Raw genomic sequence first — 12704 nt, 5'->3', positions numbered from 1 at the left:
AACTACACTTTACCTTCATAATGATCATCCCATTTTTTCTCAACAGGATTATGAAGTTTTCCAACAGATTTTGCAACAATAGTAGAAACAGTAGCATCTCCTGTTACGTTAATAGTTGTTCTGAGCATATCCAAAGGTCTGTCAACAGCAAATATGAGTGCTAAAGCAATCGGTAATTTATCTGCTGGAAAACCTATAGAATCTAAAACAATCACCAGCATTACCATACCTGCTCCAGGAACAGCTGCAGACCCAATTGAAGCCAAAAGTGCTGTAAGAATAATCGTAAGTTGGTTAGAAAAAACCAAACCTTCTGGCCAAAGTACTTGCATAATAAACACAGCAGCAACAGCCTGATAAAGACTCGTTCCATCCATATTGATTGTTGCACCAACAGGAAGTACAAAACTAGAAACTTCTTTATCCACACCCACGTGTTCTTCTACTCGTTCCATAGTTACAGGAAGTGTGGCTGCACTAGAACTTGTAGAAAAAGCTAATAACTGTGCAGGACTTATCTTTGATAAAAACCAAAAAGGAGATTTCTTTGCCACAACCGATATCAAAATCAAATAGAAAATCACCATAAGGATTAATCCTAAAACAACAACACCTGCATAAGCCAATAATCTCATCAATATTTCGGGATCATCGGCAGTTACAATTACTTTTGCCAATAAAGCAAAGACTGCAATAGGTGCGGTAATCATAATTAAATCAACCATTTTTAGAACCACTTCATTCATTGAGTCGAAAAAGTTCTTGAGAGGTTTTGCTTGCTCCTCTTTTACCAAAAGCATAGAAATACCAATAAAAATAGTGAAAAATATGACCTGCAACATGAGTTTATTATTTCCCATTGCGGTAAAAATATTACTAGGTACCATGTCTACCAAAAACTGAAGTGCTGGTACATCTTTCTGTTGGGTAGCAGTAGAAATTCTTTTTTGGATAGTAGAATCACTCGCATAAGACTCCGTGAGTTTTGCTATAGTTTCCTCAGAAATACCAGCTCCAGGTTCTAAAACATTTACAAGTACCAAACCTATACAAATAGCAACAACAGTGGTTCCAATATAAATAAGAATGGTTCTCCCTCCTATTTTTTTAAACTTAGAAATATCTTTAAGATCCGATATTCCTTTAATTAAAGAAGCAACAATTAACGGTACAGCTATCATTTTAAGCAAATTCACAAAAATTTGCCCTAAAGGAGCTATCCAATCCTGAATAAATTCTTTTCCCCAAGAAAGATTAGACATCAAAAAACCGAAGGCAATTCCTAATACCATTCCGATAAGTATTTGCCAGTGTAATGCAAGCTTTTTTCCCATAAATAAATACGATTGATGGCACAAATTAAACAAATTTTCTTTGTACTTTTACTTCTTACAATTTTTTAAATATAAAATTTCATGTTTATCAAGAAGAAATCTCTCGCAATATTGCTCATAAGCTTCTTATTTGTCAATATTTTCCATTCTTGTAAAAAAAAGGAAACAGCTCAGGAAATTCAGTCTAATTATCACCTTGAATACTTCTCTGGTGACGGACTCTCTGTTCACGAACCTTTCTTAGCTCAATTTGATTTCGAAATCCTTCAAGATACACTCTCAAAAATTGATTTATTAGACCATTGTCAAATAAAACCCAAAATAGCAGGAAAATGGTACTTTTCAGATTCTAAAACGATTGCCTTTAAACCCGAAACTCATTTTGATTTTGCAAAGCAATATGAGGTGAAAATTAAACTCAAAGGGCTACATAGTCAATTTGGAAATAACCAAAAAGATTTTGAGACGAGCTTTAAAACTCGGGAACTCTCTTTTAGAGTGAACTACAAAGAGACACAGTCTTATAATAAGAAATACCAATACGTTCTGGGAAAAGTAGAATTCTCTGATGCTGTAAAAAATTCAGAAGCTCAAAAAATCATTGAGGCTCAAATTGAAAATCAATCAATTGCGATAAAATGGATTGGACATAAAGACTTATCAAATAAATATCATGAATTCAAACTTGATAGTTTAACAAGAACAGATGCCGATCAAAAGGTGAAAATATCTTGGGATGGAAACGCCATAAACGTAGAAGAAAAAGGTAATTTGGAAGTCGTTATTTTTGCCAAAAATGTTTTCAAAGCCGTATCTGCAAGAATTGAAAACAAAGAGTCAAATGCCATTTTGGTTAACTTTTCAGAAAAACTCAAGAAAAATCAAAATTTATCAGGACTTATCAAATTAGGAAGAATAAAATTTACTACTAAAACTGAAGGAAACAACCTATTTATTTATCCAAAAGGATTGATTTCCAATAATATTCACCTAACAATCAATAAAAACATCAAGAACATTGATGGTGTTGCTCTCAAAAAAACATTCAAACAAACTATCCAATTTAATCCTGAACAACCTCAGATCAGAATTAAAAACAACGGAAATATTCTCACGAGTATTAACCAAAGTATGATTTATTTTGAAGCAATAAGCTTAAAAAAGGTTGATATTCAAATCATCAAGATTCCTAATGAAAATATGCTACAATTTTTTCAAGATAATTCTTATGCAGGAACATCAAGAATAAAATATGTAGGAAACCCTGTTGTGAAAAAAACAATTGATATCTCTACCAATAATTTCACATGGACAACTCACGCTATTGATCTGAACAAAATGACACGATTAGACGAAAATGCGCTATATCGTGTAGAATTTTTTATTCGCCCAGAATACAACCAGATTTGCGATATAGAAGCTAAAGATTTTAAAACGAGGTTTGATCAAGAAGATTACAACAGTCCAACTGAAAGTTCTCATTGGGATATGTATGATGACTACTATTATGCACATTATAAATGGAGAGAAAGAAACGACCCTTGTAAATTATCTTATTATTTAAAAAGAAGAAATGCCTTAACATCAAAAAATATCTACAAATCGGATATTGGAATTACTGCAAAAAAAGGGACGAATGACCTCAAAGTAGTTTTACTCAACATCATTGACAATTCTGCCATTGGAAATGCCGAAGTGAAAATTTATAATTTTCAGAAAAAACTGATTGCTATCTCTAGAACTGATGCTAATGGAATTGCAAGATTTGACGAGATCAAGTCTCATATTTCTTTTGTAGAAGCTATTTCTGGTCATGATAAAAATTACCTAAGACTGATGGATGGTAGATCGCTTTCATTAAGCCGTTTTGATGTAGGTGGAATGTCTGAAAAAGGAAATCTAAAAGGATTTATTTACCTAAACAGAGGTGTGAGAAGACCTGGAGATAAAATTGAAGTAAATTTTGTACTACAAGAGAACAAAAATGATTTACCAAAAGGAACGCCAATAACTTTTGAATTCTATGATCCTAAAGGAAAATTGATTAGCAGAAAAACTCAAGGGAAACTAGCAACAAACCACTACCACCAAACGTTTTCAACAAATATAGAAGACATTACAGGAAACTGGATGGTAAAAACCACAGTAGGAAATGCGGTATTTAGTAAGAATGTGAAAGTTGAAACTATTAAACCAAATCGTTTAAAAATCGCTTTAGATTTACCTAAAAAACTGAATTCTGATGACCAAAACAAAACGATAAACGGACAAGTAAAATGGCTTCATGGAGCAATTGCAAACAATCTACAAGTACATTCTGAACTCACTTTTTCTAGGAAAAAATTGAATATAAAAGGTTTTAATGCATATCACTTTGAGAATGAATACAGGACCTTTAATGCTCGTAAGTACCCAATTTTTCAAGGCAAGAGTGGAAACGATGGGAAATTTGCTTTTACTTTGAATTTAAAAAATCACTATAATTTTCCAGGAATGATGCGTGGGCACCTTTCTTCAAGGGCTTACGAAAAAGGAGGAGATTTTAGTATGAGCATGAGTAGTTTTGACTACTCGCCATTTAAACAATATGTAGGTATTTTGATTCCTAAAGGAGACAAAAGCAGAAATATGCTACTTACAGACAAAAAACATACCTTAGAATTTGCATTGGCAACAGAGAATGGAAAAGCAGTTGCTAATAAGAATATTGAAATAAAAATCTATAAAGTAAACTGGAAATGGTGGTGGGAAAAAAGAGCCGATAATTTCGTTTCTTATGCTTCTGGAAATGCATTGAATCCAAAATTCAAGAAAATAATAAAAACAAACTCAAAGGGAATTGCACAAATGCCTTTTGAAATTAAGTATCCAGAATGGGGAAGATACTTAGTAGTTGCAAAAGATCTTTCTGCTAAAAATGGACATATTGCCACAAAAACACTGAATATAGATTGGCCAGGATGGGCGGGAAAAAGTAAAAAACTAGATCCTACCTTTGCCTCTATCCTAAACTTTACGACAGACAAAGAAAAGTATCAAACAGGAGAAACTGCTCAACTTACTGTACCAAGTGCCGAAGGAGGAAAACTTATCGTTTCTATAGAAAAAGGAAAAGAGATTTTGGATATCCAGATGCACCCAACAGTAGCGGGGAAAACTCAAGTAAATATTCCTATCCGTTCAGATTTTAGTCCGAATGTGTATTTGAATGTATCTTTGGTGTATCCCCAAGAAAATAAAAAATCGGATTTACCCATAAGACTCTTTGGTGTTAAACCAATTTCTGTTTATAACCCAGCTACGGCACTCAATCCTGTGATTGATATGCAAGATGAAATAAAACCCGAAGAAGAATTTGAACTAGAGATTGCAGAACAAGACGGCAAAGAAATGAATTACACCATTGCGGTAGTAGATGACGGAATCCTAGATCTTACGAACTTTCGAACACCAAACCCTTGGAATCATTTCTATTCTAAAGAAGCACTTGGAGTAAAATCTTGGGATGTTTATGACGATATTATCGGTGCTTATACAGGGAAACTTAATCAAGTATTTGCGGTGGGTGGAGATGGCTCTGCTGGGGCAGCAAATAACAAAAAAGCAAAACGTTTTAAACCTGTGAGTATCCATCTTGGGCCTTTTAACTTGAAAGCTGGCGAAAAGCAAAAACACAAAATAAAAATGCCACGCTATATTGGTTCTGTACGCACCATGGTGGTTGCTACAAATACTGCAAAAAAGGCTTATGGAAAAAGTAACAAAACAGTAACCGTTAAAAAACCTTTAATGGTATTGAGCTCAGCTCCAAGAAAATTTGTAAAAGGCGATATTTTCAAACTCCCTGTTACTGTTTTTGCCATGAAATCTTCTGTAAAAAAGGTAAAGGTTTCTCTTAAAACTAATGACTTTATTGAAATTGTGGGTGAATCATCAAAGACAATTAAATTCAGTAAAGAAGGAGATCAAATTGTAGAATTTGACTGTAAAGTAAAAAGTAAAACTGGGAATGCCAAAATAGAAATTTTCGCAAAAAGCGGAAGGCATAAAGCTCAAGAAAAGATTAGTATCTACACAGATAATCCGAACAAAAAATTAGTAAAAACTTCTTCTATTACACTTGCAGCAAATGAAAGCAAGGAAATCCCAATTGAATATTTTGGGGAAGATGGTACAAATCGTGTAGGACTAGAATTCTCCAGTATTCCGCCTTTAAACTTAGGAAAAAGACTCGATTATTTGATTCGATATCCTTATGGATGCTTAGAACAAACTACTTCTAACTCCTTCCCTCAACTTTTCTTGGAACACATTAAAGAATTGACCAATGGGCAAAAAGTGAATATCCAAAATCACATGAAAAAAGCCATTAATAAAATTGCGAGAATGCAAAAAGACAATGGTAGCTTAGGGTATTGGTCTTCAAATAGCTATTATAATACATGGTCAAATATCTATGCTGGACATTTTATGCTTACCGCTGAGAAAAAAGGATATCAACTCCCTTATTCTTTTAGAGATAAATATCTTTCTTTCTTGTATAACACCATTTCTAACAAAGAAGATATACGACTCTCAAAAGCCTATGCTTTATATGTGCTTGCATTTGCCGATAAACCAAATGTATCAGCAATGAATAAGATGAGAGAACAGAATCATTTTAATGATTTATCTTTAGCTTGGCTTGCTTTGGCATATCAAGAAATTGGGCAAGAAAAAATTGCTAAAAGCATTCTTTCGAGAGTACAAATTTCTGATTGGAATAGCTATTCTACACATACTTACGGGTCTTCATTAAGAAATAAAGCCATTCTATTACTGGCTAATAAAAAACTAAAAAACAATTCTCAAGCAACAAGTTTAGCAAAAGAGATTTCAGATCAATTGGTGTCAAACAAATGGTATAGTACACAAACAACAGCCTTTAGTTTAATGGCTCTTGCAGAATTTGCTTCTGCAGAAAATTCTTCTATGAAATTTGAATACCGCCTTGATGGAAACCCACTTGCTACCGTAAACACGAAAACGAAAATTTATTCTGTAGATAGCAAAAATGCCAAAAAAGTCACACTAAAAAACCTCAATAACGGACCTCTTTATATTCAGAAAAAGCTTGAAGGAATCCCTGTTTTAGGAAATGAAATTGCGCTCTCCAACAAACTAAGCATAAACACTTATCCGCTTGATGAAAACAATAAAGTAATTGATCTGACAAAAGTAAAACAAGGAACTACTTTCTCATTTAAAATCATTGTAAAAAACAACGACAAAAATAAAGTAGAGAATATTGCTCTTACTCAATTGTTCCCTTCGGGATGGGAAATTTTACCGAGCTATAAGATCAATTCTTTTTTTGACGGTCAAGCCGATTTTGTGGATACTCGGGATGATCGTGTAAATGCCTTTTTTAGTCTGAAAGCAGGACAGAGTAAAACATTTAAAATCCGTTTGAATGCTTCCTATAAAGGGACTTATTATTTCTCGGGAACTCATGCAGAAGCGATGTATGATAACTCCTATTCGGCCAAGAAAAAGGGCTATTTTGTTTCTGTAATAGGAAATGAATAATCATATTTTTTTGTCATAGCACGTGAGAAGCATTCTAGAAAAAGTAAAAAAACACCCAAAAACATCCTTAGTACTATTGGTATTAGGGATGTTTTTCTATTTCTCTTTGCCCTCAAAACTTTTTCCAGAAGATTATTCTACAGTTATTTATGCCAAAAACGGCGAACTCCTTTCGGCTCATGTTGCAAAGGATCAACAATGGCGTTTTCCGCTTTCTGATTCCATTCCCAAAAAATTCAAACATTGTATTATCCAGTTTGAAGATGCTTATTTTGAATATCATCTTGGTTTTAATCCTATTTCAATTTTTAAAGCTTTAAAAGAGAACTATACCGCAGGAAAAGTAGTGAGAGGTGGCTCTACAATTTCTCAACAAGTGATACGTTTGAGCAGAAAAAACCCAAAAAGAACCGTTTTAGAAAAAGTCGGGGAATTGTTTCTCTCTCTTAGATTAGAACTCGGGTATTCTAAGGATGAAATACTTAGATTATATAGTGCACATGCCCCTTTTGGCGGAAATGTGGTAGGGCTTGAAGCGGCTTCTTGGAGGTATTTTAATACCAATTCAAATAATTTATCATGGGCTCAGTCTGCAACTCTTGCAGTGCTACCCAATGCTCCAAGTCTTATTTTCCCCGGGAAAAATCAGAAAAAACTTCTCAAAAAAAGAAATCGATTACTAAAAAAACTTCTTGATGAAGGAATCATTGATCAAGTTACTTTTGAAACGGCTTTACTAGAACCGCTCCCTCAAAAACCGCATTATTTAAACCAACATGGACTTCAACTAAAAGAATTTTTATCAAAAGAAGGCTTTTATGGAAAAACCAATTACACTACAATTGATTTTGGTTTGCAAAAAAAATGCGAATCTATTTTAGATTTTTATCATCGAAAATTCAAGGAAAATCAAATTTTCAATGGTGCAATTCTGGTTGTCAACACGCATAAAAAAGAAGTTGTAGCCTATATTGGAAACACAAAAACGAGCTCAGATAATCATGTTTTTGTAGATAATATTCAAGCTCCAAGGAGTTCTGGGAGTGTTTTAAAACCATTTCTATACGGGGCACTATTTGATGAAGGAAAACTCTTACCTCAGCAGCTCATAAAAGACATTCCCACACAATTATCAAGTTTTACCCCTCAGAACTTTGATGGTAAATATGATGGATTAGTCCCTGCATCAGAGGCGCTTTCCAGAAGTTTAAATATCCCAGCGGTGAGACAATTAAATAGGTATGGAGTAAGAAAATTTCGTAGTTTATTACATGATTTTCATTTTACTACCATACAGAAGCCTGCCAGACATTATGGAATTTCATTAGTTCTTGGTGGTGCCGAAGTTTCGCTTTGGGAACTCACACAAGCCTACACTAATTTAGCAAGTATCTTAAATGACTATCAGAAAAACCCTGAACAAAATTCTCCCTCATATTTCTACCCTATTTCTGTCTTAAAACAGAAAAAAACACCTTTATCACAAGATCCTGCCATTTCACCACAAGCCATTTATCATACCCTGAAAGCTCTGCATGGCGTGAAAAGACCTCGGCATGAGCAAGATTGGAATCTTTACGAAAGTGCCACAAAAATTTCTTGGAAAACAGGTACTAGTTTTGGTTTTAGAGATGCTTGGTCTATTGGTTATAATGGAAAATATGCTGTAGGTGTTTGGATTGGAAATTCTGATGGAGAAGGAAGACCGAATCTAACAGGAATAAATGCTGCTGCCCCTGTGATGTTTAAAGTATTTAAACAGCTAAAAAGTGGAAAAAAGCCTCAACTTCCCATATCTGATTTTGAGACCAAAAACTTCTGTAAAAAAACAGGATTTATTGCCAATGAATTTTGTGAAAAACAAAAGAAAAAAATCGCTTGTTCTGTAGAATTCCAAAGACCTTGCCCCTATCATACCCAAGTTTTTTTAGATAGCTTATCGCAATACCGTGTAAACAGCAGCTGTTATGATGTTCACGCTATGAAAAAAGATACCGTTTGGTCTTTGCCTCCGCTAGTGGAGTGGTTTTACAAAAAGAAAAATCCGATGATTAAAACGCCCATGCCTTATTTGCAAATCTGCGAAAAGGAAACTCGTAAAAAAATCGATTTTGTATATCCAAAAGCACATATTAAAACTTTTTACAGAACAAAAGATTATTACGAAAAACACGCTCCATTAATTTTTCAGGTAGCTTACCAAGGGGAAAATAAACCATTATTTTGGCATCTTGATGATCAATTTATTCAAAAAACTGAAATAGAACATAGTGTTCTTCTCACACCTGATGCTGGCATGCATAGACTCAGTATTTCAGATGAATCGGGAAATAGAATCAGTAAGGACTTTGAGGTTATTTTAACAAAGAAATAGAATGGTTTATATTTCTAAATGGAATTAATGCCTATGGCAGATAACACCATAAGCGGCATTATTTCTTCATCATCATATACACGCCATCTCTCAAAGGAAGTAAAAAAGATGTAAAGCGTTCATCTTCTTGAGCCAAAATGTTAAATTCTTTAATTTTTTGCGTTTTTAGATCTCCTTCACTTTCTGAATAAACTTTACCATACCACAAAACATTGTCAACAAGAATCAGGGCATTTTTATTTAGAAATGGAAATACTAAATCTACATATTCTCGGTAGCGTTCTTTGTCGGCATCTATGAAAACAAGGTCATATTTTTTATCCAGATTAGGGATAATTTCCATGGCATCACCTGTAAAAAAATTTATTTGATGCTCCACTCCTGCTTTTATTGCATATTCTTTAGCAATTTCCATAGTTTCCTCATTGATATCTATGGTATCTATAGAACCATCTATTGCCATTCCTTCTGCAAAACAAAGTGTTGAATACCCCGTGTATGTTCCTATTTCTAGGATATCTTTAGCATTTTTTAGCTGAGTAATCCATTTCAGAAATCGCCCTTGAACATGCCCAGAAAGCATATTGGGATAAAGACATTTTATATGAGTAGTTCTCCACAAATCTTTGAGAATTTGCGGTTCCTTTTCTACATTTTGTTCTAGATATTGGTTGAGCAATTGGTCTATCATGGTTGGGTATATTCTAGGGTACTTAAAGCATTTGGATTAAGAATTTTAGATGCCACACTTTGTATTTCCTCGGTCTGAATACTTTCTATTCTTTCGATAATTTCTTCAATGGTATCTACTTTTTTATGCAAACTCAAGCTTTTTGCCATTGACAGCATTAAGTTACAATTATTTTCTTGAGCAATAAAAATTTGACCCAGTAATTGTTTTTTAGCCTTCATCAACTGCCTAGGAGTAAGCTTTTTGTCAATCAAAAGATTACACTCTTTCGCAATCAGTTTTTTAACCCTATTTAAATGCCTTTTATCCGTTCCGAAATAAATTGTAAAAATCCCTGCATCTGAATAATAATGATAGTTTGACTCAATACTATAAGTGAAGCCATGTTTTTCTCTAATACTCATATTTAAGCGAGAGTTTAGACCCGGTCCTCCAAAGATATTATTTAACAAGATCAATACTTTTGCATCTTTATTTTGGCTCCCATAGGCTCTATTGGCTAAGATACAATGTGTTTGATAATTGGAAAGAGGCTTTGTAATCAATTGTTTTTCATAAGGAAATACAAGAGTATTTTTGGTTTCCACTTGTTTTGCAAACTGCATACTTCCAAAATATTTTTCTGCCCAAGCAAAAAGTCTTTCAGCCTTAATATTCCCCACAGAACTGAGAATCATTTTTTCAGTGCTATAGTTTTTTTGGATAAATTTTTGAATATGTTCTCTTGTAAAAGAAGCCACACTCTCTTCGGAACCGAGAATATTATTTCCTAAATCTGAATTTTTAAAAACAATTTCATCGATTTCGTCAAAAATTTGCTCCGAAGGATTGTCTTTGTATGAGTTTATTTCATCAAAAATCACTTCTTTTTCCTTCATCAGTTCCTTTTCAGGAAACACAGAATGGTTAACAATATCAGAAATGAGCTCCATGGCTCTTTTATAATCTTGCCTTAAAAACGAAGAATAGATAAAAGTCTCTTCTTTTGTCGTGTAAGCGTTCAGTTCTCCTCCCACATCTTCCATTCTTGAAAGAATATGGTGCATCCGTCTATTCTTTGTACCTTTAAAAAGACAATGTTCTACAAAGTGAGCCAGTCCAAATTCAGAAGTCTCTTCATGACGACTTCCCACTTGAACCATCCATCCAAAATGAGCAACCTCTTGAGTTACCTCTTTGTGGATTACACGAATACCGTTTGATAATGTATGGGTATAAAATTCCATTCGGCAAAACTACTTGATTTGTGAATTTTGCTTTGGTATTTTAAAGAAAAAATGCAGAAATGCACTTATTTTTTAAGACTAAGAATAGCCAATCGGTAAGATTCTAAACCAAAACCAGCTATGATTCCTTTACACACAGCCGAAAGCAAACTTTTGTGTCTAAAAGATTCTCTTTGATAAATATTTGAAATATGCACCTCTATCACTGGAGTTTGAATGCTTGAGATAGCGTCTCTAATGGCTACAGAAGTATGTGTATAACCTCCTGCATTTAGAATAATACCATCTGCTAGAGCGCCTTCTTGAATCCAATCTATAATAGCACCTTCATGGTTAGATTGAAAATATTCGAGGTGGATTTCTCCAAATTCGGATCGTAAATCATTTAAAAAATGCTCAAAACTTTGGTTTCCATAAATACTTTGTTCCCTAGTTCCAAGAAGATTAAGATTCGGTCCGTTTATAATTCGGATTTTTTTCATTTTAATAGCATTTGAGTAATAATTACAATAAGCCCGAAAAGTCCAAAAAAAGATTTCATGAATTCTTTCCAGAATGTGAGCCCATTATTCTTAGACTGGTGTCTGGCAATAAAAAAAGCACCTGCCAGCGAAACAAGAGCAAAATAAAAGAAATCCAGTAATACCATTTCTATTGTAATTGATCTCTAAAAACCCAAATCAGAAACATCAACACCACTATAGAAAGGATAAAAACAGAGCTTCCGCTATAATATTTTTTGTGTCTTTTTAAATCTTTGCGGTAAGCCCAGATTAAAAATCCGATAAAGCTTACCGCAAAGATTGCTGCAAAAACCCAATGTCCAGGTCCTACATCCATATTTTGTTATTTAGAAATTCTAAATTTTCCTTGAATTACAATAATATCTTTGATGAATTTGTCACCCAAAGATTTAAAGAAATTCTTTGACTTGTAAGTAATTCCGAATTTAGTTCTGTCGAAATCCAATTGTCCTACAATTGCTTCTGGAGCTTTTTCGTCTCCCTCTTTCGTGAAAACAATTTCTTCATCAATTGTTATTCCTTTAATCGTCAATTTTCCTTTTGCTACATAATGATTCTCTTTTTTCTCAACAGATTCAAATGTGAAAAATGCTTTTGGAAATTTTTCGGCATGAAAGAAATCTTCGTTTTTCAAGTGTCCTACTAAATCTGCATTGCTTTTTGCATCTTTAATATCTGTACAAGCGATAGAATTCATATCAAGCACAAACTCACCTTTGGTAAACATCCCTTCTTGAATTTCATAGCTAAGTTCTATAGCCTTTAGAGTACCTGTATGATCCTCAGTAAGCTTACTCCCTACCCAGCTGAATTCACTTGAAAGAACTTTTGAAGGCATTGCTTGCTCTTCTACTTTTTTCTCCACTTTGGCAGGAGCTTCATCCATTTTTTTGGTAGCGTTGTCAGATTTTTTATTTTGTCCACAACTTAGTACCATGGTTGTTAAAACCGCTAAGAATAATACTTTTCTCATGATTTGTTTTTTGA

Annotated in this window: 8 protein-coding genes; 2 read left to right on the top strand and 6 right to left on the bottom strand. The window is 33.8% G+C overall.

Annotated features, from left to right (window positions below; all coding sequences use genetic code 11):
- Positions 1–2 precede the first annotated feature (2 nt).
- Complete coding sequence (locus tag N4A45_00070; protein ID MCT4663609.1) at positions 3–1334, bottom strand: dicarboxylate/amino acid:cation symporter; 1332 nt, start codon at positions 1332–1334, stop codon at positions 3–5.
- An 81-nt stretch (positions 1335–1415) separates the two neighbouring features.
- Here N4A45_00070 and N4A45_00065 point away from each other — a divergent pair, with 81 nt between their 5' ends.
- Positions 1416–6902 carry an MG2 domain-containing protein gene (locus N4A45_00065; GenBank protein MCT4663608.1) on the top strand — a complete coding sequence of 1829 codons (5487 nt, stop codon included), beginning with the start codon at positions 1416–1418 and terminating at the stop codon, positions 6900–6902.
- A gap of 22 nt (positions 6903–6924) precedes the next feature.
- Positions 6925–9276, top strand: a complete 2352-nt coding sequence (pbpC, locus tag N4A45_00060) for a penicillin-binding protein 1C (GenBank protein ID MCT4663607.1) — start codon at positions 6925–6927, stop codon at positions 9274–9276.
- A gap of 58 nt (positions 9277–9334) precedes the next feature.
- On the opposite strand, the gene N4A45_00055 is transcribed toward pbpC, so the two are convergent.
- The 5 genes from N4A45_00055 to N4A45_00035 form a co-directional block, all read right to left on the bottom strand.
- The gene (locus N4A45_00055; GenBank protein MCT4663606.1) at positions 9335–9967 is read right to left on the bottom strand and encodes an O-methyltransferase; all 633 of its coding nucleotides are present in this window, start codon (positions 9965–9967) and stop codon (positions 9335–9337) included.
- A complete protein-coding gene (locus N4A45_00050; GenBank protein ID MCT4663605.1) occupies positions 9964–11193 on the bottom strand; it encodes an insulinase family protein in 1230 nt (409 codons plus the stop codon). The genes N4A45_00055 and N4A45_00050 overlap by 4 nt, the downstream gene beginning before the upstream one ends.
- 65 nt (positions 11194–11258) lie before the next feature.
- On the bottom strand, positions 11259–11675 hold the full coding sequence (gene aroQ, locus N4A45_00045) for a type II 3-dehydroquinate dehydratase (GenBank protein ID MCT4663604.1): 417 nt from the start codon (positions 11673–11675) through the stop codon (positions 11259–11261).
- Between the two features lie 169 nt (positions 11676–11844).
- Entirely contained in the window at positions 11845–12033 is a 189-nt protein-coding gene (locus N4A45_00040) for a hypothetical protein (GenBank protein MCT4663603.1), read from the bottom strand.
- Positions 12034–12039: 6 nt separating this feature from the next.
- Complete coding sequence (locus tag N4A45_00035; GenBank protein MCT4663602.1) at positions 12040–12690, bottom strand: YceI family protein; 651 nt, start codon at positions 12688–12690, stop codon at positions 12040–12042.
- Between the last annotated feature and the right edge of the window lie 14 nt (positions 12691–12704).

The organism is Flavobacteriales bacterium (assembly GCA_025210805.1).
Lineage (GTDB): Bacteria > Bacteroidota > Bacteroidia > Flavobacteriales > CAJXXR01 > JAOAQX01.
The sequence above is the reverse complement of the archived record's forward strand: the minus strand, read 5'-3'. Positions and strand labels throughout refer to the sequence as shown.